This window comes from Streptomyces sp. 891-h, assembly GCF_022760275.1.
In the GTDB taxonomy this organism is placed as follows: domain Bacteria; phylum Actinomycetota; class Actinomycetes; order Streptomycetales; family Streptomycetaceae; genus Streptomyces; species Streptomyces spirodelae.
The window spans coordinates 3,193,495-3,219,704 of sequence record NZ_CP050693.1 but is presented as its reverse complement, the minus strand read 5'-3'; the positions used below and the strand labels follow the sequence as shown (position 1 = coordinate 3,219,704).

General features: G+C 72.2%; 25 protein-coding genes. 12 read left to right on the top strand and 13 right to left on the bottom strand.

Features of this window, described 5'->3' with window-relative positions:
- Positions 1-90 precede the first annotated feature (90 nt).
- The 3 genes from HC362_RS13930 (at position 91) to HC362_RS13920 (ending at position 3,441) form a co-directional block, all read left to right on the top strand.
- A complete protein-coding gene (locus HC362_RS13930) occupies positions 91-696 on the top strand; it encodes a PadR family transcriptional regulator (protein WP_243084229.1) in 606 nt (201 codons plus the stop codon).
- A 119-nt stretch (positions 697-815) separates the two neighbouring features.
- Entirely contained in the window at positions 816-1,583 is a 768-nt protein-coding gene (locus HC362_RS13925) for a MerR family transcriptional regulator (protein WP_243084228.1), read from the top strand.
- Between the two features lie 205 nt (positions 1,584-1,788).
- Positions 1,789-3,441, top strand: a complete 1,653-nt coding sequence (locus HC362_RS13920) for a threonine/serine exporter family protein (RefSeq protein WP_243088572.1) — start codon at positions 1,789-1,791, stop codon at positions 3,439-3,441.
- Between the two features lie 70 nt (positions 3,442-3,511).
- Here HC362_RS13920 and HC362_RS13915 read toward each other — a convergent pair whose 3' ends face one another.
- Positions 3,512-4,003 (bottom strand): inorganic diphosphatase, encoded by a 492-nt coding sequence (locus HC362_RS13915; RefSeq protein WP_099883295.1) that lies wholly within the window; start codon positions 4,001-4,003, stop codon positions 3,512-3,514.
- A gap of 162 nt (positions 4,004-4,165) precedes the next feature.
- Here HC362_RS13915 and dacB point away from each other — a divergent pair, with 162 nt between their 5' ends.
- From dacB to folE, 6 genes are all read left to right on the top strand, one after another.
- Positions 4,166-5,833 carry a D-alanyl-D-alanine carboxypeptidase/D-alanyl-D-alanine-endopeptidase gene (dacB, locus tag HC362_RS13910; protein ID WP_243084227.1) on the top strand — a complete coding sequence of 556 codons (1,668 nt, stop codon included), beginning with the start codon at positions 4,166-4,168 and terminating at the stop codon, positions 5,831-5,833.
- Positions 5,834-6,006: 173 nt separating this feature from the next.
- Positions 6,007-7,149 (top strand): zinc-dependent metalloprotease, encoded by a 1,143-nt coding sequence (locus HC362_RS13905; protein ID WP_243084226.1) that lies wholly within the window; start codon positions 6,007-6,009, stop codon positions 7,147-7,149.
- A 196-nt stretch (positions 7,150-7,345) separates the two neighbouring features.
- A complete protein-coding gene (gene tilS / locus HC362_RS13900; RefSeq protein WP_243084225.1) occupies positions 7,346-8,632 on the top strand; it encodes a tRNA lysidine(34) synthetase TilS in 1,287 nt (428 codons plus the stop codon).
- Between the two features lie 110 nt (positions 8,633-8,742).
- Positions 8,743-9,282, top strand: a complete 540-nt coding sequence (gene hpt / locus HC362_RS13895; protein ID WP_243088570.1) for a hypoxanthine phosphoribosyltransferase — start codon at positions 8,743-8,745, stop codon at positions 9,280-9,282.
- Positions 9,283-9,466: 184 nt separating this feature from the next.
- Positions 9,467-11,488 (top strand): ATP-dependent zinc metalloprotease FtsH, encoded by a 2,022-nt coding sequence (gene ftsH / locus HC362_RS13890; protein WP_209268350.1) that lies wholly within the window; start codon positions 9,467-9,469, stop codon positions 11,486-11,488.
- A 160-nt stretch (positions 11,489-11,648) separates the two neighbouring features.
- Positions 11,649-12,251, top strand: a complete 603-nt coding sequence (gene folE / locus HC362_RS13885; protein WP_243084224.1) for a GTP cyclohydrolase I FolE — start codon at positions 11,649-11,651, stop codon at positions 12,249-12,251.
- 77 nt (positions 12,252-12,328) lie between these two features.
- Here the strand turns inward: folE and HC362_RS13880 are convergent, their stop codons facing one another.
- From HC362_RS13880 to HC362_RS13850, 7 genes are all read right to left on the bottom strand, one after another.
- Positions 12,329-12,817 carry a DUF3180 domain-containing protein gene (locus HC362_RS13880; RefSeq protein ID WP_243084223.1) on the bottom strand — a complete coding sequence of 163 codons (489 nt, stop codon included), beginning with the start codon at positions 12,815-12,817 and terminating at the stop codon, positions 12,329-12,331.
- A 54-nt stretch (positions 12,818-12,871) separates the two neighbouring features.
- Positions 12,872-13,468 (bottom strand): 2-amino-4-hydroxy-6-hydroxymethyldihydropteridine diphosphokinase, encoded by a 597-nt coding sequence (gene folK / locus HC362_RS13875; protein ID WP_243084222.1) that lies wholly within the window; start codon positions 13,466-13,468, stop codon positions 12,872-12,874.
- Complete coding sequence (gene folB, locus HC362_RS13870; protein WP_243084221.1) at positions 13,465-13,824, bottom strand: dihydroneopterin aldolase; 360 nt, start codon at positions 13,822-13,824, stop codon at positions 13,465-13,467. The genes folK and folB overlap by 4 nt, the downstream gene beginning before the upstream one ends.
- Positions 13,825-14,012: 188 nt before the next feature.
- Positions 14,013-14,549, bottom strand: coding sequence for a nuclear transport factor 2 family protein (locus HC362_RS13865; RefSeq protein WP_243084220.1), 537 nt, complete (start codon positions 14,547-14,549; stop codon positions 14,013-14,015).
- Positions 14,546-15,511 (bottom strand): dihydropteroate synthase, encoded by a 966-nt coding sequence (folP, locus tag HC362_RS13860; RefSeq protein ID WP_243088569.1) that lies wholly within the window; start codon positions 15,509-15,511, stop codon positions 14,546-14,548. The genes HC362_RS13865 and folP overlap by 4 nt, the downstream gene beginning before the upstream one ends.
- Before the next feature lie 117 nt (positions 15,512-15,628).
- Positions 15,629-16,975 (bottom strand): PH domain-containing protein, encoded by a 1,347-nt coding sequence (locus tag HC362_RS13855; RefSeq protein WP_243088568.1) that lies wholly within the window; start codon positions 16,973-16,975, stop codon positions 15,629-15,631.
- Between the two features lie 71 nt (positions 16,976-17,046).
- Positions 17,047-17,541: a PH domain-containing protein gene (locus tag HC362_RS13850; protein WP_243084219.1), complete on the bottom strand. Its 495-nt coding sequence runs from the start codon at positions 17,539-17,541 to the stop codon at positions 17,047-17,049.
- A gap of 93 nt (positions 17,542-17,634) precedes the next feature.
- Between HC362_RS13850 and HC362_RS13845 the strand changes: the two genes are divergently transcribed.
- The gene (locus HC362_RS13845) at positions 17,635-18,783 is read left to right on the top strand and encodes an NADH-quinone oxidoreductase subunit D (protein ID WP_243084218.1); all 1,149 of its coding nucleotides are present in this window, start codon (positions 17,635-17,637) and stop codon (positions 18,781-18,783) included.
- Positions 18,784-18,834: 51 nt separating this feature from the next.
- Here HC362_RS13845 and HC362_RS13840 read toward each other — a convergent pair whose 3' ends face one another.
- The 4 genes from HC362_RS13840 to HC362_RS13825 are packed head-to-tail and all read right to left on the bottom strand — an operon-like array spanning position 18,835 to position 22,299.
- Positions 18,835-19,707, bottom strand: coding sequence for a hypothetical protein (locus HC362_RS13840; protein WP_243084217.1), 873 nt, complete (start codon positions 19,705-19,707; stop codon positions 18,835-18,837).
- 51 nt (positions 19,708-19,758) lie between these two features.
- Entirely contained in the window at positions 19,759-20,805 is a 1,047-nt protein-coding gene (locus HC362_RS13835; protein ID WP_243084216.1) for an ABC transporter substrate-binding protein, read from the bottom strand.
- A 34-nt stretch (positions 20,806-20,839) separates the two neighbouring features.
- On the bottom strand, positions 20,840-21,532 hold the full coding sequence (locus HC362_RS13830; protein ID WP_209268340.1) for an ABC transporter permease subunit: 693 nt from the start codon (positions 21,530-21,532) through the stop codon (positions 20,840-20,842).
- Positions 21,533-21,537: 5 nt separating this feature from the next.
- The gene (locus HC362_RS13825; protein WP_243084215.1) at positions 21,538-22,299 is read right to left on the bottom strand and encodes an ABC transporter permease; all 762 of its coding nucleotides are present in this window, start codon (positions 22,297-22,299) and stop codon (positions 21,538-21,540) included.
- 281 nt (positions 22,300-22,580) lie between these two features.
- On the opposite strand from HC362_RS13825, the gene HC362_RS13820 reads away from it, so the two are divergent.
- Positions 22,581-23,759 carry a betaine/proline/choline family ABC transporter ATP-binding protein gene (locus HC362_RS13820; protein ID WP_243084214.1) on the top strand — a complete coding sequence of 393 codons (1,179 nt, stop codon included), beginning with the start codon at positions 22,581-22,583 and terminating at the stop codon, positions 23,757-23,759.
- 51 nt (positions 23,760-23,810) lie between these two features.
- Here HC362_RS13820 and HC362_RS13815 read toward each other — a convergent pair whose 3' ends face one another.
- Entirely contained in the window at positions 23,811-24,821 is a 1,011-nt protein-coding gene (locus tag HC362_RS13815; RefSeq protein WP_243084213.1) for an SAM-dependent methyltransferase, read from the bottom strand.
- Between the two features lie 145 nt (positions 24,822-24,966).
- Between HC362_RS13815 and HC362_RS13810 the strand changes: the two genes are divergently transcribed.
- Positions 24,967-26,208 carry a sensor histidine kinase gene (locus HC362_RS13810; protein ID WP_243084212.1) on the top strand — a complete coding sequence of 414 codons (1,242 nt, stop codon included), beginning with the start codon at positions 24,967-24,969 and terminating at the stop codon, positions 26,206-26,208.
- Positions 26,209-26,210: the final 2 nt, after the last annotated feature.

Sequence of the window (26,210 nt, the reverse complement as noted above, 5' to 3'; positions counted from 1 at the left end):
CCCACGTAGCTGCTCCCCCTGCCCCGGACCCGCATAGGGTGTGGCTTGACAAAGCAACGGCGGTATGACCGGGCAGGGGAGCAGGAAGCGATGTCGGCGATCCGGCTGCTGGTGCTGGGGGACGTGCGCCTGCGCGGGCGGGCGCACGGCTACCAGGTCCGCAACGACCTGGAGTTCTGGGGCGCCCACCAGTGGTCGACGGCCAAGCCGGGGTCGATCTACCACGCGCTCAAGCAGCTGGCCAAGCAGGGCCTGCTGCTGCCGCACGAGACGGCCCCGAGCACGGCGGGCGGCCCGCCCCGCACCGAGTACGAGATCACCGAGGCGGGCGAGGCGGAGTTCTTCCGGCTGCTGCGGTACGCGCTGACCGCCACCCGGGAGAAGCAGGAGCTGCTGACCTCCGCCGTCGGCTTCCTCGTCGACCTGCCCCGCGCGGAGGCCGTGGCGCTGTTGGAGGAGCGGGTCGCCGCACTGGAGTCCTGGCGCGACGAGGTGACCCGGAACTGGGCACCGGACGGTGGCGTTCCGCAGGAGTGGGGCCACATCGGCGAGATCATGAAGCTGTGGGTGCACACCGCCGACAGCGACGCGGCCTGGGCCCGCGAGCTGATCTCCCGGCTGAAGGGCGGCGCCTTTGTGATGGCCGGTGAGGGAGAGCGCGATCTGAGCGTACTGACGGACCGCCCACCGCTGTGAGGGCGGGCCGTCGGTGACACGCCGGCGCGAAAATGCGGCTTGCACCTCACGCGACGTGAGGCAGCACCGTGGATGCCCGTAAGCGACCGCAACAAGCGATGGCAGACAAGGAGGCGGCAGTGAGCCACTCCGTCGGGCAGGTCGCCGGTATCGCCCGGATCACGGTGCGCACGCTGCACCACTACGACGAGATCGGGCTGCTGGTGCCCTCCGCCCGTACGACGGCCGGGCACCGGCGGTACACGGACGCCGACCTGGACCGGCTGCAGCAGATCCTCTTCTACCGGGAGCTGGGCTTCCCGCTGGAGGAGATCGCCGTCCTGCTGGACGACCCCGCAGCCGACCCGGTGAGCCATCTGCGCCGGCAGCACCACCTGCTGACGGCGCGGATCGACCGGCTGACGGAGATGGCCGCCGCCGTGGAACGCGCCATGGAGGCACGCAGAATGGGCATCAACCTCACCCCTGAGGAGAAGTTCGAGGTGTTCGGGGACTTCGACCCGGACGAGTACGCGGAGGAGGCCGAGCGCCGCTGGGGCGACTCCGAGCAGTACCGCGAGGCGCAGCGCCGCGCTGCCACCTACAGCAAGGAGGACTGGAAAGCACTCAAGCGCGAGATGGACGAGATCCATGGCGCCGTAGCCGACCGGCTGGCGGCGGGCGACCCGCCCGACGCGCCCGCGGTCACCGCCCTCGCCGAGCGGCACCGGTTGTTCATCTCCCGCTTCAGCTACGAGTGCGACCATCAGATGCACCGCAGGCTCGGCGAGATGTACATCCAGGACGAGCGCTTCACCGCCACCTATGAGGCGATCAGGCCGGGACTGGCCCAGTACATGCGGGACGCGATCGTGGCGAACGCCGCACGGGCCGCCGACGCCGGCTGAAGCGCCCACCGACCGCTCCTTCTCCGGCGGCCACCCCCTTTCGACGGCCCCCTGTACAGGTCCTGTACAGGGGGCCTTTGGGGGGAGGTTTTCCGCGCATGCTCCACTGTGAGGTAGCACGCTTCCGTTCCGTGGAACGGTCCTCGTCGGACACGGCGTTGCTCGTGTGACACTGCTGGAGAGCGAGGGAAGGAGCGAACAGAGCGTGGTGGGGCAGCCCAAGGGAAACGGCGACGCCGCGGAGCAGGGTGGTGAGCCGGAGGACACCAAGCCGGTGTCCGACGAGTCGCACAGCGCCTTCACGGCGCCCCTGGGCGTGCCGCTTCCGCCCGTCCCCGAGGAGGAGCATCCGACCTCCGAGTTCACCATTCCGGAGGGGCTCGTCACACAGCCGCCGCCCGAGCCGGGCAGCGCGTTCACCCCGCCCGAGGGCATCCCCGTCGTCGGCCCGCTGGCCAAGCCGGGTTCGCCCTGGCAGGACCGGATGCGCTCGCTGGTACGGATGCCGCTGGCCGAGCGCCCCGTGCCGGAGCGGGCCGCGCGCGGCGACGAGGGTGCGGAGAGCGGCCCGGCCGTGCCGCGCGTCCTCGACCTGACGCTGCGTATCGGCGAGCTGCTGCTGGCGGGCGGCGAGGGGGCCGAGGACGTGGAAGCCGCCATGTTCGGCGTCGCCCACGCCTACGGGCTCGACCGCACCGAGCCCGAGGTCACCTTCACCCTGCTGTCCATCACCCACCAGCCGTCGCTGGTCGACGACCCGGTGACGCTCAGCAGGACCGTACGCAGGCGCGGCACCGACTACACCCGGCTGTCGGCCGTCTTCGCGCTCGTCGCCGACATCACCCAGGGCGAGGTGTCCCTGGAGGAGGCGTACCGGCGGCTCGCGGAGATGCGCCGTAACCGGCACCCCTACACCAAGTGGGCCCTCACCGTGGCCAGCGGCGCGCTGTCCGGTGCCGCCTCGCTGCTGGTGGGCGGCGACGGGCTGGTGTTCGTCCTCGCCGCGCTCGGCGCGATGCTCGGTGACCGGCTCGCCTGGCTGTGCGCGGGACGCGGGCTGCCGGAGTTCTACCAGTTCGCCTCCGCGGCCATGCCGCCCGCCGCGATAGGTGTCGGCGTCGCGCTGCTCTCCCAGCACACGGACACCCGTATCCAGGCGTCGGCCGTCATCACCGGTGGACTCTTCGCGCTGATCCCGGGGCGGGCACTGGTCGCTGCGGTGCACGACGGGCTCACCGGCTTCTACATCACCGCGGCCGCGCGCCTGCTGGAGGTCATCTACCTGATCGTCGGCATCGTCTGCGGCGTGCTGATGGTGCTGTACGTGGGCGACCGGCTGAACGCCCGGCTGACGCCCGACATCGTCAGCCACGTCGACCGCCCCGTCACCCAGCTGCTGGCCGGCATGCTGCTGGCGCTGGCCTTCTGCGTGCTGCTCCAGCAGGAACGTCACACCGTGCTGCCGGCCACCCTCAACGGGGGCGTGGCCTGGCTGATCTTCGGGGCGCTGACCAAGGCGAATCTGACACCTGTACCCGCCACCGTGGTGGCCGCCGGGCTGGTCGGCCTCTTCGGCCAGTTGCTCTCCCGCTACCAGTTCGCCTCGTCGCTGCCCTACATCACGGCGGCGATCGGGCCGCTGCTGCCGGGTAGCAACACCTACTTCGGGCTGCTGAACATCGCCCAGGGCGATGTGAACAAGGGCTTCGAGCACCTGGCCACGGCGGGGGCGCTGGCGCTGGCCATCGCGATAGGGGTCAACCTCGGCGGCGAACTGGCCCGCCTGTTCATCAAGACCCCCGGCCAGGAGACCCCGCTGCCGGGCCGCCGCGCCGCCAAGCGCACCCGCGGCTTCTAGCCGATCGGCTCAAGGCCGGCAGAGCAGACGGAGGGGCCGAGATCCCGGCCCCTCCGGGGAGTGGACGGCCTCAGTGACCGCCCTCGGCCGCCAGCCGCTTGATGGAGGCCTCGACCTCGGCCTCGGCCTCGGCGCGGCCCACCCAGTTGGCGCCCTCGACCGACTTGCCGGGCTCCAGGTCCTTGTAGACCTCGAAGAAGTGCTGGATCTCCAGCCGGTCGAACTCGCTGACGTGGTGGATGTCGCGCAGGTGCTCCATCCGCGGGTCCGAGGACGGCACGCACAGCAGCTTGTCGTCGCCGCCGGCCTCGTCCGTCATCCGGAACATGCCGATGGCGCGGCACTTGATGATGCACCCGGGGAAGGTGGGCTCCTCCAGCAGCACGAGCGCGTCGAGCGGGTCGCCGTCCTCGCCCAGGGTGCCGTCGACGAAGCCGTAGTCCGCCGGGTACACGGTCGAGGTGAACAGGTGCCGGTCGAGCCGGATGCGGCCCGTCTCGTGGTCCACCTCGTACTTGTTCCGCGAGCCCTTCGGGATCTCGATGGTGACGTCGAACTCCAAGGGAGGCTCCTCCGTATAGATCATGATGAGATCAGTCTCATCAGCACTCGTGTGCCCTGGGGGCCGTCCCCCAGAAGAACTCCAGTCTGGTGATTAAGTGTCCCCCACGCACATGTGTGCTCGCGAAAGGGGCTGGTCGAGGTGCATGACGCCGGAGCGAAGGTGCGTGACACCGCGAAGCGGGCATACCGTTCGGCAGCCCGAGTGGCCCGCACCGCGGCAGCCCACACCCGCACCGCGCCGGCCCTCACCCGGAAGGCAGCGGCACACACCCGTACGGCGGCCGTACGTGTGACCGACCGCGCCCGCGAGGCGGCACGAGCGGCCCGGCGTCGTTGGCGGGCAGCCGCTCCGCAGCAGCGGCAGACGGCCCGGCTCACCGCCGCCTCCGCCGCACTCGGACTCGTGGTCGCACTGGTGACGGTGGCAGCTGCCGGACCGTGGGACTCGGGTCAGCGTACGGCCGAGCGCGTCCGGGCAGCCCGCCCGGAAGGCGGAAGTGGCGGGGACCACACCCCACCCGGCACCGACAGCCACCCCATGGCCCCCCAGGTACTGGCGGCGGCCGGGCCGCTGCCGAAGCGGGCAGCGGGCGAGGGCGGCCCGCGCACCGACGCGCGCGGCCGCGGCGGCACCCGCCCGGACCAGGTGCCGCCGCCCACCGCCTCGGCACTCGCCGACACCCTCGAACCGCTGATCGAGGACGGCTCGCTGGGCGCCGTACGGCACGCCTCGGTGGTGGACGCCGTCACCGGGCGGCAGCTCTTCTCCCGGGACGCCGAGGCCGTCTCGGCGCCCGCCTCCACGGTGAAGCTGGCCACCGCCGTCGCCGCACTGACCGCCCGCGGCGACACCTACCGGATCGCCACCCGCGCCGTCGGCAAGGGCGACCGCGTCACCCTCGTCGGCGGCGGCGACCCCACCCTCACCGAACGGGACCTGGCCACCATGGCCGAGCGGACGGCCCGCGCCCTCGACGAGCGCGACGTCCACAAGGTCGGTCTCGGCTACGACACCTCCCGCTACTCCGGCACCGACCGGCACGTCATCGGCCCCAACGAGAACCTCGCCCGGGTCACCCCGCTGATGGTCGAGGAGGGCCGTACGGACAACAGCCACCACGGGCCCGCACCCCGCGCCGCCGACCCCGCGCTGGAGGCGGCCAAGATCTTCGCCCGCGAACTCGCCGACGCGGGCGTCACGGTCGAGGGCACCCCCGAGGAGCGCCGAGCGCCCAAGGGGGCGGCCGAACTCGCCGTCCACCGCTCGGCCCCGCTCGGCGCGCTGGTCGAACGCATGCTCACCCACAGCGACAACGACCTCGCCGAAGCCCTCGCCCGGCAGACAGCCCTCGCCCAGGGGGAGCCCGCGAGCTTCCGCCGCGCGGACCGCGCCGTCCGCCACACCCTGAAGAAGCTCGGCCTGCCGCTGAAGGGCGCCCGCTTCGCCGACGGCAGCGGGCTGGACCGCGCCGACCGGGTCTCGCCCGCGCTGCTCACCCGGCTGCTCACTCTGGCGGCCGATCCGGACCGGCCGGAACTGCGCCCGGTGCTGACCGGGCTGCCCGTCGCCGGGTTCACCGGAACCCTCGGCGACCGCTACGGCGGCGAGCGCGGCGAGCCGGGCGCGGGTCTCGTACGGGCCAAGACCGGCACCCTCACCGGGGTGAACACGCTGGCCGGCACGGTGGTGGACGCCGACGGGCGGATGCTGGCCTTCGCCTTCATGACGACGGGGGCCTCCGGCCGGGATGCCGCCCAGCAATCGCTGGACCGGCTCGCTTCGGCGCTGGCCAACTGCGGCTGCCGCGATTCGCCTTCGGCGGGATGACGCCGCCTCTGCTGATGAGGGGGTGCCCCTTGCTCGCCGCTGCAGTCTGCGGGTTGTTCGTGGCCGGTCGCGCCGTTCCCCGCGCCCCTGACGGGGCACGTCCCTCCCGCTGTGGTGGGCCACCCATGAGAGCGTGCCTCCCGCGGCGCGCCCGCTGCACGTACGGTGAAAGAATGACGAGCCTCGGTGGTGTGCAGATGGTCGACTGGAATCTCGCGGTCGCGACCGCGACCCGCCTCGGGCGGCCGGGGCCGGAAGTCAGCAAGGAGGAAGCCCGCGGCATCGTCGCTGAGCTGCGCCGGCACGCCAAGGTGTCGGAGGAGCACGTACGCGACTTCACCCGGCTGACCCCCGCCAACCCCGAGGTGGCGGACACCCCCGTCCTGGTGGTGGACCGGCCCGGCTGGGTCAAGGCCAACGTGGCCGGCTTCCGCGAGCTGCTCTCGCCGCTGCTGAACAAGGTGGAGGAGCGCCGCGCCGGGATGCCCGGCGGGGCCGTGCTCGGCGCGGTCGGCGGCAAGGTCACCGGCGTCGAGGTCGGAATGCTGCTGTCGTTCCTGGCCTCGCGGGTGCTGGGCCAGTACGAGACGTTCGCGCCCCCCGGCCGGGACCTGCCGGGCGCCGAGGGCGGACGGCTGCTGCTGGTGGCGCCGAACATCGTGCACGTCGAGCGCGAGCTGGAGGTCGACCCGCACGACTTCCGGCTGTGGGTGTGCCTGCACGAGGAGACGCACCGTACCCAGTTCACGGCCGTGCCGTGGCTGCGCGACCACCTGCGGATGGAGATCCAGTCCTTCCTGGAGCAGACCGACGTCGACCCTTCCACGCTGCTGGAGCGGTTGCGCGAGGCCGTCCAGTCGCTGTCCGGCGGCAAGCCGGGCGAGGGCGGGAGCGGCGAGGAGCCGGCCGAGGAGGAGGAGCGGCCCAGCCTCGTGGAGCTGGTGCAGACCCCGGCGCAGCGGGAGGTGCTGGGCCGGCTGACGGCCGTGATGTCGCTGCTGGAGGGACACGCCGACTATGTGATGGACGGGGTGGGCCCCCAGGTCGTCCCGACGGTCACCGAGATCCGGGAGAAGTTCCAGAAGCGCCGCGCCACCGGCGCGGGCCGTCTCGACCTGGCGCTGCGCAAGCTGCTGGGCCTGGACGCGAAGCTGCGGCAGTACCGGGACGGGGAGCGGTTCGTGCGCACCGTGGTGGACGAGGTGGGCATGGAGGGTTTCAACCGTGTGTGGACATCCCCGAACACCCTTCCGACCAAGGCGGAGATCGCCAAGCCCGCGGAGTGGATCGCGAGGGTGCACCGCAAGGCCGATTGAGGCGACCGGAAGCCTCCCCAATCACCCGTCCGAGGGACCGTGCGGGGCTGGCACGCGTGCGATGCTCGGGGAACACCGTCCGTCTCTGTCACCATCAACACACGCAGCGTGACAGTAATCGGCTTCGACACCCCCGGATCCGCGGAAGCCCCCTCCCGCGATCGGCGAAGATCCCTGACGAGGAAGTGAATCGGACATGGGTCCCCACCCCGCGGTCGCCGCAATACGCCTGGCGGTCCGCCGCACACTCCACGACGTGCTCAGCGCGCACGACATCGGCGCACGCGACGCCGGCACCCCCGGCGTCGGTGCACAGGGCGCCGGCACCCCCGGCGTCGGCACCCCCGGAGTCGGCGCACAGGGCGCCGGTACACCCGGCGTGCGCGGCACACAGTTGACGGCGGCCCCGCAGCCCGCCGCCCCCCTTCCCACCGAGCCCCGGCCCCCGCTGGTCCTGGTGGCCTGCTCCGGCGGCGCCGACTCCATGGCGCTCGCCTCCGCGCTCGCCTTCGAAGCCCCCCGCCTCGGCGTGCGCGCCGGCGGTGTCACCGTCGACCACGGCCTGCAGCCCGGCTCGGCCGAGCGCGCCCAGGACGTCGCCGACCGGCTCGCCGGGCTCGGTCTCGACCCCGTCGAGTCCGTCGCCATCCAGGTGGGCCGGACCAACACCGGACCCGAGGCCGCGGCCCGCGAGGCCCGCTACGCGGCGCTGGACGCGATCGCCGACCGGCACGGCGCGGCCGCCGTGCTGCTCGGTCACACCCGCGACGACCAGGCGGAGACCGTGCTGCTCGGCCTCGCCCGCGGCTCCGGCACCCGCTCGCTCTCCGGCATGGCCGCGGTCTCCGGGCCCGGCGGCCGCTACCGCCGCCCCTTCCTGACCATCGACCGGCAGACCACCCGCAAGGCGTGCATGGTCCAGTCGCTCCCCGTCTGGGACGACCCGCACAACGCCGATCCCGCCTACACCCGCTCCCGGGTACGCCACGAGGCGCTGCCCGCACTGGAGAAGGCGCTCGGCAAGGGCGTCATCGAGGCGCTGGCCCGCACCGCACAGCTGTCCAGGGACGACGCGGACGCGCTCGACGCCTGGACGGACGACGCCGAACGCGCCGTCGTACGCACCCCCGGCAAGGCAGCGCCGGACGAGGCGCAGGTCCCCGACCAGGCGGACGGCTCCGCGCAGCCCGGCCGCACCGGCACCCGGCCGGACGGCGCACCCGGCGCCGCCGCGACCGTCGAACTGGACGTCGTACGGCTGTACGCGCTGCCGCCTGCGGTACGGCGGCGGGTGCTGCGCCGCGCCGCCATCGAGGCCGGCTCACCGGCCGGCTCGCTGTTCGCCCGGCACATCGAGGAGATGGACCGCCTCATCACCGCCTGGCGCGGCCAGCGGGCCCTCAACCTGCCCGGGCGTGTGGAGGTCGCACGGCAGGGTGGCAGACTGGTCATCCGGCACGGCTCACCGAACCCACCGAACTGACCGGCGCCCCGGCACCGACCGGGGCCGACCGGAGCGGCGAGGAGCGGGCAGACGGCGGGTCGGGCGACCGGACCGCGACGAGCGAGAGCAGCAGGGTGGACGAGAAAGACATGGGCACCGACCTGCAGTCGGTGCTGGTCAGCAAGGAAGAGATCGACGCGAAGCTGGCCGAGCTGGCCGCGAAGATCGACGCGGAGTACGCGGGCAAGGACCTGCTGCTGGTCGGGGTGCTCAAGGGCGCCGTCATGGTGATGGCGGACCTGGCACGGGCCCTGTCCACCCCGGCCACCATGGACTGGATGGCGGTGTCCTCCTACGGCGCCGGAACCCAGTCCTCCGGCGTGGTGCGCATCCTCAAGGACCTGGACACCGACATCAAGGGCAAGCACGTCCTGATCGTCGAGGACATCATCGACTCGGGCCTGACGCTGTCCTGGCTGCTGTCGAACCTCGGCTCCCGGGAGCCCGCCTCCCTCAACGTGTGCACCCTGCTGCGCAAGCCGGACGCCGCCAAGGTGGCGATCGACGTGAAGTGGGTCGGGTTCGACATCCCCAACGAGTTCGTCGTCGGCTACGGGCTCGACTACGCCGAGCGGTACCGCAACCTCCCGTTCGTCGGCACGCTCGCCCCGCACGTCTACGGCGGCTAGAAACCGGGGGCGTACGCGCGCGCGGGCCGGGAACACATGGCCGGTGCCCCTCGTTGCAGCTTCGAAGGGCGGTTGCAGTTGACCGTCCTCGGCGGCGCCGGGTGACAATGCTGGGGTACCGTCCGAAGGTCAGGCTTTTCAACTCACTGTGGCAGGAGGGACGGGGCCAACGCGCTCCGTATGGATGGACGTGAAGCGATACTTCCGCGGGCCGGTCATGTGGATCGTGCTGGCCGTCCTTGCCGTGGTCGTGTTGATGCAGGTCGTCGGCTCGTCCGGCGGCTTCAAGACGGTGGACACCGGCCAGGTCGTACAGGCGATCCGACAGGACAAGGTGAAGTCCGCAGAGCTCACCACGGGCGACGAGCAACTCGTCAAGCTCGAGCTCAAGGACGGCGCCAAGGTCGAGGACAGCGACAAGATCAAGGCGAGCTACATCGACAACCAGGGTGTCGATATCGCCAAGGAGCTCCAGAGCAAGTACGACCAGAAGGAGATCCCCAAGGGGTACACGGTCGCGCCGCAGAAGCAGAACCCGTTCGTCGGGATGCTGATCTCTCTGCTGCCGTTCGTGCTGATCATCGTCATCTTCCTGTTCCTGATGAACCAGATGCAGGGCGGCGGCTCCCGGGTGATGAACTTCGGGAAGTCCAAGGCCAAGCTCATCACCAAGGACACCCCGAAGACGACCTTCTCCGACGTGGCCGGCTCCGACGAGGCCGTGGAGGAACTGCAGGAGATCAAGGAGTTCCTCCAGGAACCCGCGAAGTTCCAGGCCGTCGGCGCCAAGATCCCCAAGGGCGTGCTGCTCTACGGCCCGCCAGGCACCGGTAAGACGCTGCTGGCCCGCGCCGTCGCCGGCGAGGCCGGGGTGCCCTTCTACTCGATCTCCGGCTCCGACTTCGTGGAGATGTTCGTCGGCGTCGGCGCCTCCCGGGTGCGCGACCTGTTCGAGCAGGCCAAGGCCAACGCCCCGGCCATCGTCTTCGTCGACGAGATCGACGCCGTCGGTCGGCACCGCGGCGCCGGCATGGGCGGCGGCCACGACGAACGCGAGCAGACGCTCAACCAGCTGCTGGTCGAGATGGACGGCTTCGACGTCAAGGGCGGCGTCATCCTGATCGCCGCCACCAACCGGCCCGACATCCTGGACCCGGCACTGCTGCGCCCCGGCCGCTTCGACCGGCAGATCGCCGTCGACCGCCCGGACATGCAGGGCCGCCTGGAGATCCTCCAGGTGCACCAGAAGGGCAAGCCGATGGCGCAGGACGTGGACCTGAGCGCGGTCGCCCGCCGCACTCCGGGCTTCACCGGCGCCGATCTGAGCAATGTGCTCAACGAGGCAGCGCTGCTGTCCGCGCGCAGCGACCAGAAGCTGATCGACAACAAGTCGCTGGACGAGGCGATCGACCGCGTCGTGGCCGGACCGCAGAAGCGGACCCGGATCATGAGCGACAAGGAGAAGAAGATCACCGCGTACCACGAGGGCGGACACGCCCTGGTCGCGGCGGCCTCACCGAACTCCGACCCGGTCCACAAGATCACCATCCTCTCCAGAGGCCGTGCGCTCGGCTACACCATGGTGCTGCCCGACGAGGACAAGTACTCCACCACGCGCAACGAGATGCTCGACCAGCTCGCCTACATGATGGGCGGCCGGGCGGCCGAGGAACTGGTCTTCCACGACCCGACCACGGGCGCAGCCAACGACATCGAGAAGGCGACGGCCACCGCACGTGCGATGGTCACCCAGTACGGCATGACCGAGCGGCTGGGCGCCATCAAGTTCGGCTCCGACCAGTCCGAGCCCTTCCTGGGCAAGGAGATGGCCCACCAGCGCGACTACTCCGAAGAGGTCGCCGGGCTGGTGGACGAGGAGGTCAAGAAGCTGATCGAGACGGCGCACAACGAAGCCTGGGAAATCCTGGTGGAGAACCGTGACGTCCTCGACAACCTCGTCCTGGCCCTGCTGGAGAAGGAGACGCTGAACAAGGAGGAGATCGCCGAGATCTTCCGCCCCGTCGTCAAGCGTCCCCCGCGCCCCGCCTGGACCGGCTCCTCGCGGCGCACCCCCTCCACCCGGCCACCGGTCTCGGCCCCGCCCGCGGCGCTGACCAACGGCAGCTCCAACACGAACCTGGGCAAGGAGATCGGCCCCCGCGACTCGGACGCCATCGTCGAGCCCGCGGACCCGGACAACGGATAACCGCAGGTCAGCGGGGTAGGCTCCCCGCTGCGGAATGTCAGCCGCGCCCCTCGGGTTACCTTCGAGGGGCGCGGCTTTCCGCTGTGTACGCGACAGCGCCGAGCCAGTCACACACCGTGCGCGGGCTCGACGGCTGTGCAAGTCAAGGAACGAGGACCAGATGACCGACCCGGTGACCCTGGACGGGGAGAGCCCGATAGGCACGTTCGACGAGAAGCGCGCCGAGAACGCCATCCGCGAGCTTCTGATCGCCGTAGGCGAGGACCCGGACCGCGAAGGCCTCCTGGAAACCCCGGCACGGGTGGCCCGCGCCTACCGGGAGATGTTCGCCGGGCTGCGGCAGGAGCCCGAGGATGTGCTGACCACCACCTTCGATCTCGGCCACGACGAGATGGTGCTGGTCAAGGACATCGAGGTGTACAGCACCTGTGAACATCATCTGGTCCCCTTCCACGGCGTGGCGCACGTCGGCTACATCCCTGCCGCCTCCGGCAAGATCACCGGGCTGTCGAAGCTCGCGCGGCTCGTGGACGTCTACGCCCGCCGCCCCCAGGTGCAGGAGCGGCTCACCACCCAGATCGCCGACTCGCTGATGCGGATACTGGAGCCGCGCGGCGTCATCGTCGTCGTCGAGTGCGAGCACATGTGCATGTCGATGCGCGGAATCCGCAAGCCCGGCGCGAAGACCGTCACCTCGGCGGTGCGGGGCCAGCTGCGGGACGGCGCCACCCGCTCCGAGGCGATGAGCCTGATCCTGCGCTGACCCCTTTGCGCCGCCCCCTCCCGCAGGGGCCTACTGCCGGCAAGGGGCAGCGTTCGCCTCGCGGGAGCCCGGCCGGGCTAGGTGGTGGGGGTCGGGGGTTGGTTCTCGTCGTCGTCCTCGGGAAGGCGGCAGATGCGTTCCAGGAGGACGGCTGCCGCTATCACGGCGATGCCCGCCACTACGGACAGGCCGGCGTAGAGGGCCTGGGAGGCGCGGGCCGGGACGTCGGCGCGTTCGGTGATCAGGAACAGGCCCGTGCCGCCGTAGACGCCGGAGACCAGGGCGGCGACCAGGGCGCTGGCCTGGCCGAAGAGGACGGCGCGGGCGGCCATCATCGGGTCGACGCCCTGGGCGTCCGGCTCGCGTTCGCGCTGGGCCTTCAGCCGGGCGCGCAGCGACAGTGCGGTGGCCAGCAGGATGGCGGCGATGGCGCCGAGCACGATGGGTGCGGCGAAGGGGACGCTCGGCAGCGTGCCCAGTGCGTCCCACAGCCGCGCTCCGCCCCACGCGAGTACCCCGGCGAGGACGAAGAGCGCCGCCAGGGTGCGGATACGGAGTTGGTTCATCGAGCTTCCACCTTGTGGGCGCCGGGGAAGAAGGGGCGTACGGGCTGCCAACGCTCAGGCGTGCAGTATCAGTTCCAGGTCGGGGCGGGCGGTGATGCCCTCGGTGCCGAGTTCGGCGAGCAGTTCCTCGACGCGGCCGTGGCCGGGTACCTCGGCGCCGGGGTCCACGTCGTGCCACGGCACGAGGACGAAGGCCCGCTCGTGTGCCCGGGGATGGGGCAGGGTGAGGTGGGGATCGTCGGAGAGGACGCCCTGGTAGGCGACGATGTCCACGTCGATGGGGCGCGGCCCCCAGCGCTCCTCGCGCACCCGCTCCAGCGCTTCCTCGATGGCGTGGCCGCGCTCCAGCAGGGAGCCGGGCGGCAGGGTGGTGCGTACCACGACGACCGCGTTGAAGTAGGAGGGCTGGCTGCCCTCCTCGACACCCCATGGCTCGGTCTCGTAGACGGGGGAGACGGCCTTGACCTTCAGCCCGGGGGTGTCCGCGAGTGCGTCGACGGCGCTCTGCAGCGACTCCAGCCGGTTGCCGAGGTTGCTGCCGATGGACAGGACGGCGGTCTTGGGGTTGTGCAGGGTCGTGTCCGCCGCGTCCACCTGCTGCACGACGGAGGCGGGCACCGGCTGTACGGTCGGGTCACTGTTCGGCGTCATGCGCGGCTCCGCTTGATAGTGATGGTCACGTCTTCGAAGGGGACGGCGATCGGCGCGTCCGGCTTGTGGACGACCACCTCGACCTCGCGCACGGCCTCGTGTCGCAGGCAGGTGTCGGCGATCCGCTGGGCGAGCGTCTCGATCAGGTCGACCGGCTCGCCCTCGACGACCGCGACGACCTCCTCCGCGACGACGCCGTAGTGGACCGTACGGGACAGGTCGTCGCCTTCGGCGGCCGGGCGCGTGTCGAGGCCCATGTCGAGGTCCACGACGAAGGTCTGTCCCTCCTCGCGTTCCCTCGCGAAGACTCCGTGATGCCCACGCGCTGCGAGGCCGCGCAGTGCGACGCGATCCACGCCATCACTCCCGTCGGTCGTACGGACACGGTGCCGCTGGTCGCGGCACCGGATCGAATCTACCCGCGTGCTCGGTGGCTCGCGGCGCCGCCTACCCCACAGCGCGCTGGGTCACTCGCGCATTCCCGGCTCCGTCCCGGATCGGGTGGTGTGGGCGCTGTGGGGGTTCCGACGAGGCCTGACGGGCGCTACAGCTCGATGTCGCCCTGGCCCAGGTCCCCTTCGCCCTCGCCGGGCCCTTCCCCGTCCTCGTCGTCCCGTTCGACGAGCACCGGGGAGCCGTGGTGCGACCACAGCTTCCACTCGCCGCTCTCGGTGCGGCGGAAGAGGTTGGTGGCCACCACCAGCCCGCCGACCAGCGGTCCGGCGGAGCCGTCCTCCTCGGCGGGGCCGCCGCTGAGGATGTTCTCGGTGCAGCTCACCAGCGCGGTGTCGCCCAGTACGGAGATCTCGACGTCGGTCAGGAAGAACTGGACGTACTCGGTGTTGGCCATGATCAGGGCGTAGGAGCGGAGGACTTCGCTCCGGCCGGTGAGCACCGGCCAGCCGGGGTGGACGACGCGGACGCCGTGCTCGCCCTCGCCGCCCTCGGGGTCGGCCGGATCGTCGGCGTCCTCGCCCAGCCACATCCGGGAGAGGGCTTCGATGTCGCCCCTCTCCACCGCGTCGTAGAGCGCTGTGTTGGCGGCCTCGACCGCCTCGATGTCCGTGCGGGCGCCGCTCACGTCGCTGCCTCTGTCCCTGTCTGGTCCGGGTGGTCCGGGCGATTGGTCTGGCCAGTGTGGTCCGGGTGGTCTGTTCGGTCTGCGCGGTCCGTCGGTTCCTGCCGGCGTCGCGGTTGCTGGGCTGCGGCCGCCGACTGCACCGCCCGGACGACGCGGACGGCGTCCGCGCTGGCCCGTACCTCGTGGACGCGCACGGCCCAGGCGCCCTCACCTGCCGCCAGGGTGGTCACGGCCGCCGTCGCGGCGTCGCGCTCGCGGGCCGGCGGCGGGTGTGCGCCCTTCTCGTCGGCCAGCACCCGGCCCAGGAACCGTTTGCGGGAGGCGGCGACCAGCATCGGGTGGTCCAGTTCGGCGCGCAGCCGGGACAGCGCGGCGACGAGGGCCAGATCGTGCTCGGCGCGCTTGGCGAAGCCCAGGCCCGGGTCGACCACGATGCGGGCCGGGTCGATGCCGCCCGCGATGGCGCGCTGCACCGACTCGGTGAGCTCGGCGAGGACTTCGCCGACGACGTCGGTGTAGACGGCTCGGTTGTTCATGTCGATGCTCTGGCCGCGCCAGTGCATCACCACGAACGGGACGCCCGCTTCGGCGACGGCGGGCACCATCTGGGGGTCGGCCTGGCCGCCGCTGACGTCGTTGACCAGGACGGCGCCCGCAGCCACGGCCCGCGCGGCGACGGAGGCGCGCATCGTGTCGACGCTGACGACGACGCCCTCACCGGTCAGTCCGCGTACGACGGGCAGGACGCGGCGGAGCTCCTCCTCCTCGCTGACCCGGGCGGCGCCGGGGCGGGTGGACTCGCCGCCGACGTCCACGAGGTCGGCGCCCTGTGCCACCAGGTCGAGACCGTGCTTGATCGCGGCTTCGGTGTCGAACCACTGCCCCCCGTCCGAGAACGAGTCGGGGGTCACATTGACCACACCCATTACAGCGCAGCGGTCCCACTCGGGGAGGCCGTCCACGCGGCCACGCGTTCTCGCACCCATGCGCCCAGGGTAGGCGCCGCCCCTCCGCAGGGCGGGACCGCCACCTGCCGGCCGCCTCTCCCGGGGTGGGGGCTCCGCCCGCCCGGCCGCTTCTCACGGTGCGGGGGCGCCGCCGTCCCGGGCGGTCAGCCAGCGCTCCGGGAGCGCCGTGCGGCGGCCCGTGCGGGAGCGGTCGGCCTGGGCCCACAGGAGTGCGCGGGCTTCCTCCTCGTCGCGGAGGTGGGCGCGGACCTCGCCGTCCGCGCCGTGGTCGACGTACACATCGGCCAGCCGGTGCCGCCGCTCCCAGGGCCCCTGCTGCAGGCGCACGCTCTGCACCTTGGCGTGCGGGACGAGGGTGGTGCGGCGGGTGAGCAGCCCGTGCCGGGTGACGAAGGCGCCGGGGGTGACGCCGTGCAGGTAGCCGCGCCGGGCGACGGGGGCGCACCAGCGGGCGCGCCGGGGTACGGGCGTGAGCGCGGCGTGTGCGGCGTCCGGGTCCACTCCGGGGAGCGCCCGCGCCAGTACGCCGTCCGCCTGCCGGCGGGTGGCGACGGGCACGAGTACCCCGGCCCCGTCGTCGCTGCCGCCGGCGCCCGCGATCTCCAGCTCGACCCTTACCCAGCCGCGCCGCCGCCACAGCAGCGGTTCGACGATCCGTGCGGCCTGGACCCGTCCCGGCGGGACCGTCGCGTGCTGCCGGTCCAGCAGGCCGGAGTCGAGGCGCAGCCCGTCGGGGGACTCGGCCACGGTCCAGTCGAACTCGCGCACGATCCGCCCGGCGCTCGCGGCCCAGCAGCCGCCCGCCAGCGGTACGGCGGCCGCCAGCACCGTCCACACGTTCTCCGTGGCCAGCCACAGCGCCGTCGGGACGGCGAGCAGCGCGCCGAGCGTCCCCCAGCCGGCACCCAGCAGCAGCACACTGGTGATCAGGGTGCGCGGCCCGACCCGCAGCAGCTCCCGCGAGGGCGCCTCGCCCGCCTCGGGGGCCGCGTCGGGCGCGATGCCGGCCGCGCGGGCCAGCAGCTCGGCGCGCAGGGCGACGGCCTGCCGTTCGCCCAGGTAGGCCAGCTCGTCCTTGTCGTCGGTGCCGACGGCGTCCAGCTTCAGCTTGGCGACGCCGGCGATCCGGGCGAGCAGCGGCCGGGAGAGGTCGACCGCCTGGATACGGTCCAGCCGGATGTGCGCGGTGCGGCGGAAGAGCAGCCCGGTGTGGATGCGCAGCTCCGTGTCGGTGACCAGATAGCTGGTGCACCACCAGGACAGGAAGCCGTAGCCGGCCGCCAGCGGCAGCAGCACCAGCAGTCCCAGCCCGACCCAGGCCGCTGTGAGCTGCTCGGACCACTCGCGGGCCTGCCGGAAGTCGTGCGCGACGAAGGCCAGCAGCGCGGCGAGCGGCGCCCAGCCCCGCCGCCAGGGCGTGACAGGGTGCAGCCGGTTGCCCTCGGGACGGCGCGGCAGGAACCGGGGCCCGGATGCGGCGGCCCCGGCGCCGGTCTCCGCGCGGTTGTCGGTCTCCGCGCGGTCCTCGGTCACAACCCCGCCGAACGGGCCTCGCCCAGCTCGGTGAGCCGGTCGCGCAGCCGTTCGGCCTCCGTGGGGGCCAGCCCGGGAATGGTGGCGTCGGTGGTCGCGGCGGCCGTGTGCAGCTGGAGACTGGCGAGGCCGTAGCGCCGCTCCAGCGGCCCGGAGGTGACCTCCACGAGCTGCATCCGCCCGTACGGCACCACCGTCGTCTCGCGCCACAGCACGCCGCGCGAGACGAGCAGGTCGTCGGCCCGCTCCGCGTACCGCCACGAGCGCCAGTTGCGGGCCAGCGCGCCCCAGCCCCAGCCCGCCAGTGCGAGCGGGACCAGCGCGAACAGCGCCCATACCGGGCCCGCCGTCAGCCAGAGCAGCACCCCCAGCGCCACGGCGAGCGGCAGCAGCACACCCAGCAGGACGAGCCTGCGCAGCGGCAGCAGCGCCCGCTCGACGCCGCGCCACACGGGGCCCTCGGCGGGCTCTGCCGGAGTGGGGTCGGTCATGCGTTCAGCGTACGAGTGGGCGACAGGAGCCCTTGTCCGTCTGGAGGAGGAAGCTGACAGGATGAGCCTCATGACTCAGACGGAGACGAGGGCATGACCCGGACGGAGACGACCGTCGGTATCGGCGGGGCCGCCGAGAGCACCGACATGGTGCTCAACATCGGCCCGCAGCACCCCTCCACGCACGGGGTGCTGCGGCTGCGGCTGGTTCTGGACGGCGAACGGATCGAGCACGCCGAGCCGGTGGTCGGCTATATGCACCGCGGCGCGGAGAAGCTCTTCGAGGCGCGCGACTACCGCCAGATCATCGTGCTCGCCAACCGCCACGACTGGCTGTCGGCGTTCTCCAACGAGCTGGGCGTGGTCCTGGGCGTCGAGCGGATGCTGGGCATGGAGGTGCCGGAGCGCGCGGTGTGGACCCGCACCCTGCTGGCCGAGCTGAACCGGGTGCTCAACCATCTGATGTTCCTGGGCTCCTACCCGCTGGAGCTGGGCGGGATCACGCCGGTCTTCCACTCCTTCCGGGAGCGCGAGGAGCTCCAGAACGTGATGGAGGAGATCTCCGGCGGCCGGATGCACTACATGTTCAACCGCGTGGGCGGCCTCAAGGACGACCTCCCGGCCGGCTGGCGGGAGCGGGCACGGCAGTCGGTGGCCGCCGTACGCAGCCGGATGGACACCTTCGACAAGCTGGTGCTCGGCAACGAGATCTTCCGGGGCCGCACCCGGGACGTCGGCGTCCTCAGCCCTGAGCTGGTGCACGCCTACGGGGTCAGCGGGCCGATCGCCCGCGCCTCCGGGGTCGACTTCGACCTGCGCCGCGACGAGCCGTACCTCGCCTACGGGCAGCTGGCCGACGTGCTGAAGGTGGTCACCCGGCAGGAGGGCGACTGCCTGGCCCGCTTCGAGGTGCTGCTCGACCAGACGCACAACTCCCTGGACCTGGCCGACGCCTGCCTCGACGCCCTCGCCGAACTGCCGGCCGGGCCGGTCAACCAGCGGCTGCCCAAGGTGCTCAAGGCCCCGGAGGGCGCCACCTACACCTGGACCGAGAACCCGCTGGGTCTCAACGGCTACTACCTGGTCTCCAAGGGCGAGAAGACCCCGCACCGGCTCAAGCTGCGCTCCGCCTCGTTCAACAACATCCAGGCGCTGACGGAGCTGCTGCCGGGCACGCTGGTGGCGGACATGGTGGCGATCCTGGGCTCGTTCTTCTTCGTGGTGGGCGACATCGACAAGTAGCCGCCCAGTAGCCGGGTCCCGCCGGGCGGCCTCGCCGTCAGGGCGACGCCGTCAGGACGACGAGGGTGCCTTGCGCTTCTTCCGCCCGAAGAAGTCGAAGCCGCCCGCGCTGTCGTCCGCGTCGGCCGAGCCGCCGCTCGCGCCACCGCTCGTGCTGCCCTTGACGTCCTTGCCGTCGCCGCCGGCCGGCCCGGCGGGCTTGCCGTTCTCCGGCTCGGTGCTGTCGGATGCTTTCCCCGCGTTGCCCTGCCACGCCTCCGGAAGCCCCTGCGGCGGCACGACGGTGGCCGCCTTGCTCTCCCGCAGCCGCTCCTCGGCGCGCTGGCGCACCGCGCTGCGGGCGAGCGCGTCCAGGGCCTCGTTGGCCTGTCGGTAGGTCAGCGGCGTGGGCGCCCCCGAGCTGTGCCGGTGGTCGGTGGCCGTGCTGGCGAGGGCCTTGGCGGGGGTGCCCGCCTCCAGCTCCAGCTGCCTGCGGCCCTCCAGGGCGCTGGCCCGTTCTGTCTCGGCGTTGGCGTAGCGGCGCAGCAGGTCGGCGTGCTCGGAGCGGAGCCTGGCCAGCTCGGCGCGCTTCTCGCGGAGCTTGCCGTCCAGCTTGGTGCGGACCTCGCGCAGCTCCTCGGCCTCGCCCTCCAGCTCCGCCTGTTTCTCCTCGGCCCGCCACGCCGCGCTGGCCAGCTGCGCCTTGAGGTCGCCGACCTGTTTGCCGGCCGCGCGGTCCCAGGCGCGCAGCAGGACGGCGCCGGTGACGGCGGCGGCCGCAGCTGCCGCGGTGAGCGCTCGCAGCGTGACGGTCTCCCAGTCGGCGACGCCCGGCTCACCGATCAACCAGGCGCCACCGGCGCAGGCCAGTGCGGCCACCGCCACCGACACCGGAGGGAGGCGTCGGTGCAGCGGCGGGGAATGGCGATGACGTCCACGTGGCATGGCTGGGAATTTACCGTGTGCCGCTGTGGGGACGACACCGGACGAACCGTGTCACACGAGTCCCTTGCTCTTGAGGTACTCCTCGGCCACGTCCGCGGGCTTCTGGCGCTCCTGGTCGACCTTGCGGTTGAGCTCGGTCAGGTCCTTCGTGGTGAGGGTGCGGGTGAGCTTGCCGAGCGCCTCGGCGACCTTTTTGCCCCCGGCGTCCTTCGCGTTGACGACCGGCACGATGTTGTCCGCGTTCTGCAGCTTCTTGTCGTCCTCGAGCAGCACCAGGTCGAACTGGTCGAGGGTGGCGTCGGTGGTGGTCGTCAGCACCAGCTGGTCCTTGCCGTCCTTGACGGCCTGCTTGGACTGGCTGGTGCCCACGCCCTTGGGGTCGATGCCCTTGACGTCGATCCCGTAGGTCTTCTCCAGGCCCGGCCGGCAGAACGGGCGGGTCTCGCACTCGTCGCCCGCGGCGATGGTGACGCTCTGCTTGGACTTGCCCAGGTCGCTCAGGGTCTTGAGGTGGTGCTTCTTCGCGTACTCCTTCGAGACGGCGAACGCGTTCTGGTCCACCGCTTCGCCCGCCTCGAGCACCTCGAGCCCGCGCGGGTCGGCCAGCTTGCGCAGGGCCTCGACGGTCTTGTCCGCGTCGCTGGAGGCGACGGGCTTCGCCTTGGGGCCGTTCTTCTTCGCATTGAGGAACTCGGCCATCGTCGCCGCGTACTCCGGTACGACGTCGATGCGGCCCTTCTCCAGCTCGGGCTCGTACAGCTCGCGGTTCTTGACCTTTTTGACCGTGGTCTTGTAGCCGGCCTTGGAGAGCACTCCGGAGTAGAGCTCGGAGAGGATCTGCGACTCGGTGAAGCCCGCCGAGCCCACGACGAGGCTGCCCTTGCCGCCGCCCGAGCCGGAGGAGTCCTTCGCCTCCAGGTCCTTGCCGCCGCAGGCGGCCAGCGAGAGCGCCAGCGCCGTGACGGCCCCGCCGACGGCGAGGGCCCGCCGTCCGGGCGTTCCGCGCCCCGGGGTGCCGCGTCCGGGCGTTCTGCGCCCGGCGGGTGCCGTGTGGCGCGGGTGGCGGGCGGTCCGGGAGGCGTGCGAGTGGGTCATCATGCGTCCATTCGTTCGGATGTCTTCTGGTGTGCCGTCAGGCAGACGCCGGGCGGCGCGCGGGCCGGCGCCGCCGCATGGGGTCCAGGAGCCGCTCGACGAGGGTGAGGACGCGCTCGACCAGCAGCGCCAGCACGGCGACGAGCAGCGCCCCCGCGACCACCTGCGGTGTGTCGTAGTTGCCGAACCCGGCGGTGATCAGCCGGCCGAGTCCGCCGCCGCCCGGCAGCGCGGCGAGCGTCGCCGTGGCGACGAGCTGCACGGCGGCGGTCTGGACCCCGGTCATGATCAGTGGGAGGGCGAGCGGGAGTTCGACCTGGCGCAGCAGTTGTCCGCCCGTCATCCCCATGCCCCGGGCCGCCTCGACGGTCTCCCGGTCGGCCTCGCGTACGCCGGTGTACGCGTTGGTCAGCAGCGGCGGCAGCGCGAACAGCACCAGTGCCACGATCGTCGCCCAGTCGCCGTACCGGCCCAGCGGGCCCATCGACAGCAGTACCAGCACGGCGAAGGTGGGCACAGCGCGGCCCGCGTTGGACAGGTTCACCGCCAGTGCGCCGCCGCGCCCCACATGGCCGAGCCACAGCGCGAGCGGCAGCGCCAGCGCGCAGGACAGCAGCAGGCACACGCCCGTCAGATAGATGTGCTCGCCCAGCCGTTGGAGCACGCCCCCGTTGCCCGTCCAGTGGGAACCGGTCGTCAGCCAGGTCCATACGTCGGTGAGGATGCCCATGCCGCTCAGCCCGCCTTCTCCACCAGATCGTGCGTCGAGGCGGCGGACGGCACGGACGGGGTGCCCGCGGGCCGCTTGCGGGTGCGTGCGCGGGTCCACGGCGTGAGCGCCCGCTGGAGCCACAGCAGCAGCAGGTCGGCGACGATCGCCAGGACGACGCAGATGGCCGAGGCGGTCAGCACCTGGGCCTTGAAGAAGCTCTCCATGCCGTCGTAGATGAGGTTGCCCAGTCCGCCGTAACCGACGATCGCGCCGACCGTGGTCAGCGAGACCGCCGTGACCGTGGCGATCCGCACCCCCGCGAGCAGTGCGGGCAGCGCCAGGGGCAGTTCCACCTCCAGCAGCAGTCTGCCGGGCCCGTAGCCCATGCCCCGCGCGGCCTCCCGGGCCTCGCTCGGCACCGAGTCCAGGCCCGCCAGGATGTTGCGCACCAGCACCGTGAGGGAGTAGAGCACCAGGCCCGTCACCACGACGGCGGCCGACAGCCCGAAGACGGGCAGCAGCAGCGCGAACATCGCCAGCGAGGGGATCGTGTAGAGGATCGTCGTCACGGCCAGGGCCGGGGCGCGGGCGGCGCGCCAGCGCCGGGCCGCCACCGCCAGCGGCAGGGCGAGCAGCAGCGCGATCGCCACGGACAGCGCGGTGATCCAGATGTGCTCCACGGTCGCGTCGAGCAATTCGCTCTGCCGGGTGCGCAGATACTCACCGCACAGCCACGCGTTCTGTGCGAGGCAGCCCTGTGGGTCGCCTGCGGCTGTGCTGCTCATACCGGTCACCTCCCTGCCCCGTGTGGTCCTCGCGCTTCGTCGCGAGTGTCATGCCACGATGACGGCCGACCCTATCCCGGCGGACTGACAATCGGTCCGCAGTGCCGTACCCCGGAAACACACTGTTCATCCTTTGCGCCGAGGATTGCCGACGGGATTGCCGACGGGATTGCCTACGGCCGCCGCGCCGGGAATTGTCGGTGGCTCGTGTTTCGCTGTGTGGTGCGGCCGGAACATCCGCCGGACAGCAGGGACGGGCGGCCAAGGACGAGGATGGGCAGATGATTCGCTTCGAGAACGTGGCCAAGCGCTACCCGGACGGGACCGTCGCGGTCGAGGGCCTCTCCTTCGAGGTGGCCGAGGGGGAACTGGTCACCCTCGTCGGCCCTTCGGGGTGCGGGAAGACCACCACCATGAAGATGGTCAACCGGCTCATCGAGCCCACCGAGGGGCGCATCCTGGTCGACGGCGAGGACATCGCGCGCGTCGAACCGGTCGAGCTGCGCCGCCGGATGGGCTATGTCATCCAGCAGACCGGTCTCTTCCCGCACCGCACGGTGCTGGACAACACCGCGACCGTGCCGCACCTGCTGGGCTGGTCCAAGGCGCGCAGACGCGAACGTGCCAGGGAGCTGCTGGACCTGGTGGGCCTGGATCCCGACGTCTTCGGCGACCGCTACCCCGAGCAGCTCAGCGGCGGCCAGCGGCAGCGCGTCGGCGTCGCCCGGGCACTGGCCGCCGACCCGCCGGTGCTGCTGATGGACGAACCCTTCGGTGCCGTCGACCCGGTGGTGCGCGAGCACCTGCAGAACGAGTTCCTGCGGCTCCAGTCGCGGCTGCGCAAGACGGTGCTGTTCGTCACGCACGACATCGAGGAGGCCGTGCGCCTCGGCGACCGCATCGCCGTCTACGGAGAGGGCCGCATCGAGCAGTTCGACTCGCCCGCCACGGTGCTGGGCGCCCCAGCGTCCACCTATGTGGCCGACTTCGTCGGCGCCGACCGCGGTCTGAAGCGGCTGTCCGTCACCCCCATAGAGCCCGGTGACCTGGAGCAGCCGCCGACCCTCCACCTGAGCGACCGGCTGGACGACGCGGCCACCCGGATGGCGGCCGACGGCGCCCGCTGGGCCGTCGTCCTGGACGGCGCGGACGAACTGCACGGCTGGGTCTCGGCCGCCACCCTGGCCGAGGCGGCGGTGCGCAACGCGGACGGCGCCGGGACGGTCGGCGACCACGCGCGGCGCATGGAGGCGTGGCTGCCGCTGGGCTCTTCGCTCAAGCAGGCGTTCAGCACGATGCTCCAGCACGACGCCGGGTGGATCGCCGTCCTGGAAGGGGCGCGGTTCGTGGGGGTGCTCACCCCGGCCAAGCTGCACGAGGCACTGCGGCGCTCGGTGGACGCGGACGCCCGCGCGGTGGCCCGCCAGGACGTCGAGCTGGAGACGATCGAGAGCTCCTGAGACAGCCGGGCCCCGCCCCAGCGGCCCGTGAGCCCGCCCGCCCTCCCGCCGTCAGCCCGGTTCCAGTCCGCAGGCACACTCCACCTCGCACACCAGCCAGCCGAAGCCGCCCAGGCCGCCCGCATCCAGCAGCTCGGCCGCCTCACCGGCCGCGCTCAACTCGCGTACGTACGCCGCCGGGTCACCGGTGGCCAGGGAGAGCGCCGGGCGCCGCCCTCGTACCCCGAGCGCGTGCAGCGCGGCGCGCTGGGTCAGCCGGGTGGTGGCGCCGGGTGCGGCTGCGGCCACCGCGTCCAGGGCGACGTGCGCGGTCAGATCGCAGGAGCCGTCCGGTACGGGGCGGCACTCGTGGCCCTCGCGGAAGCCGGTGAGGGTGCCGAAGGGGGGCCGGTCGGCACGCTCGTGCGCGTAGTCGACGGCGACGGCCACCCCGCGCCGCAGCGCGCCCGCGGCGCGCGCCCACGCGGCGTCGCGGGGGTGCCCGATCTCCGCCCGTGCGCCCTCGCCCTCCAGCGGCCACCAGCGCGCCAGCCACGCGGCGTCCTCGCCCGTCACCTCGGGGCCGAGCTGCTCGGTGCCGTCCGGCTCCACCAGCACCAGCCGCGCGGTGCCTGCCGCGTCGTTCTCGGCGACGTCCACGGGGACGTTGTCCAGCCACTCGTTGGCCAGCAGCAGGCCCGTCAGCGTTCCGGGGGCCGGCAGCTCGCGCCGCCAGCCGATCGCCGCGTCCAGCCCCGCGGGCCGCTCCCGGTGCTCGACGGCGACCGGTCGCAGCCGGGCCACCACCTCGGCCCCGGCCGCCTCCCGCTCCCACAGCGCGGCCAGCACCCCCTTCAGCAGCTCGCCGTCGCCGGCGCCGACGTCCACCAGGTCGAGCGGGTCGGGGTGCCCCAGCGCCTCGTCCACCCGCAGCAGGAGGCGGGCGACCGCCTCGGCGAACAGCGTGGAGGCGTGCACCGAGGTACGGAAGTGCGCCGCTGGGGCGTGACGGGTGTAGAAGCCGCTCGGCCCGTACAGCGCGCGTTCGGTGGCCGTGCGCCACCCGGTCGGCTCGCAGATCATGGGCTCACCGTAGAGGCCCGGTCGCGGGGCGGTTCTCACCGTTGGTGCGGACCCCGGCCCTCCACCCTCCGGAGTATGTGCCCGGGCCAGTAATCGGCCGTCCGGTTGACCCCCGCACGTGTGCGCCCTGCATACGCTTGGTTACGTGAACCGGCTCTACGACTTCATCCGCAGGCACCCCACCTGGGTGGACAGCCTCTGGGCTGTTTTCCTGCTGATGTTCTCGTCGCTGTGGATCGTCGCCAGCGTCACCGCGCCCCCGACCCCCGAGGGCCCCAACCAGCTCCCGCAGGAGACCGGCCAGCAGATAGCCCTGGTGCCCATAGCGCTCGCGCTGAGCCTCGTGGTGGCGCTGCGGCGGCGGGCACCCGAGAAGATGCTGCTGCTGGCGACGGGCACCGGCCTCGCCCAGGTGATCACCGATGTCAGCCCGTTCCCCGGCGACTTCGCCTTCCTGGTCATCATCTTCACCGTCGCTTCCCGGCACACCCGCTGGGCCTCCCGCTTCGCGCTGGTGGGCGCTCTGCTGGCGCCGACGATCAACACGCTGCGTTGGCCCGACGATCTGTACGACGTGACCGCCGCGGTCGTCGGCACCCTGTTCATGACGCTCGCGTTCGTGATGGCCTGGGTGCTCGGTGACTCGCTGCGCACCCGGCGCGCCTACTACCTGCAGCTGGAGGAGCGCGCGAAGCGGCTGGAGAAGGAGCGCGAGGCGCAGGCCAAGGTGGCCGTCGCGGCCGAGCGCGCCCGGATAGCGCGCGAGCTGCACGACGTGGTGGCGCACAACGTCTCCGTGATGGTCGTCCAGGCCGACGGTGCCGCCTACGTACTGGACAGCTCGCCGGAGCAGACGCGGATGGCGCTGGAGACCATCTCAGGGACCGGCCGCCAGGCGCTCGCCGAGATGCGCCGTCTGCTCGGCGTGCTGCGCAGCGGCGACTCGGGCAAGCCGGACGGGGACGAGTACGTGCCGCAGCCGGGTGTCGAGCAGATCGCGGAGCTCGTCGAGCAGGTGCGCGGCGCCGGGCTGACCGTGGATTTCAAGGTGGAGGGCGATCCGCATCCGCTGCCCAGCAGCGTCGAGCTGACCGCGTACCGCATCGTGCAGGAGGCGCTGACCAACACACGCAAGCACGGCGGCCCGCACGTGGGTGCCACGGTGCAGCTGTGCTACCGCGACGACGAGCTGTGCGTGCTGGCCGAGGACGACGGCCGCGGCGCCCAGCGCGAGCTGTACGAGGAGGGGGGCGCGGACGGCCTCGGGCACGGTCTGATCGGGATGCGCGAGCGGGTCGGCATGGTCGGCGGCGCGCTGGAGGCCGGGCCCCGTTCCGGCGGCGGTTTCCGCGTCCGCGCGGACCTCCCCCTCAAGGGCGCAGACTGAGG

Bases quoted from the DNA above. Each gene is read 5' to 3' on its own strand.
- HC362_RS13905 (WP_243084226.1), top strand. From the start codon at position 6,007: ATGACGAGCCTCGGTGGTGTGCAGATGGTCGACTGGAATCTCGCGGTC.
- ftsH (WP_209268350.1), top strand. From the start codon at position 9,467: ATGGACGTGAAGCGATACTTCCGCGGGCCGGTCATGTGGATCGTGCTG.
- HC362_RS13840 (WP_243084217.1), bottom strand. From the start codon at position 19,707: ATGCCACGTGGACGTCATCGCCATTCCCCGCCGCTGCACCGACGCCTC.
- tilS (WP_243084225.1), top strand. From the start codon at position 7,346: ATGGGTCCCCACCCCGCGGTCGCCGCAATACGCCTGGCGGTCCGCCGC.
- HC362_RS13845 (WP_243084218.1), top strand. From the start codon at position 17,635: ATGACCCGGACGGAGACGACCGTCGGTATCGGCGGGGCCGCCGAGAGC.
- folE (WP_243084224.1), top strand. From the start codon at position 11,649: ATGACCGACCCGGTGACCCTGGACGGGGAGAGCCCGATAGGCACGTTC.
- HC362_RS13930 (WP_243084229.1), top strand. From the start codon at position 91: ATGTCGGCGATCCGGCTGCTGGTGCTGGGGGACGTGCGCCTGCGCGGG.
- folK (WP_243084222.1), bottom strand. From the start codon at position 13,468: ATGACGCCGAACAGTGACCCGACCGTACAGCCGGTGCCCGCCTCCGTC.
- HC362_RS13830 (WP_209268340.1), bottom strand. From the start codon at position 21,532: ATGGGCATCCTCACCGACGTATGGACCTGGCTGACGACCGGTTCCCAC.
- HC362_RS13880 (WP_243084223.1), bottom strand. From the start codon at position 12,817: ATGAACCAACTCCGTATCCGCACCCTGGCGGCGCTCTTCGTCCTCGCC.
- HC362_RS13835 (WP_243084216.1), bottom strand. From the start codon at position 20,805: ATGATGACCCACTCGCACGCCTCCCGGACCGCCCGCCACCCGCGCCAC.
- HC362_RS13815 (WP_243084213.1), bottom strand. From the start codon at position 24,821: ATGATCTGCGAGCCGACCGGGTGGCGCACGGCCACCGAACGCGCGCTG.
- HC362_RS13820 (WP_243084214.1), top strand. From the start codon at position 22,581: ATGATTCGCTTCGAGAACGTGGCCAAGCGCTACCCGGACGGGACCGTC.
- HC362_RS13825 (WP_243084215.1), bottom strand. From the start codon at position 22,299: ATGAGCAGCACAGCCGCAGGCGACCCACAGGGCTGCCTCGCACAGAAC.
- hpt (WP_243088570.1), top strand. From the start codon at position 8,743: ATGGGCACCGACCTGCAGTCGGTGCTGGTCAGCAAGGAAGAGATCGAC.
- HC362_RS13850 (WP_243084219.1), bottom strand. From the start codon at position 17,541: ATGACCGACCCCACTCCGGCAGAGCCCGCCGAGGGCCCCGTGTGGCGC.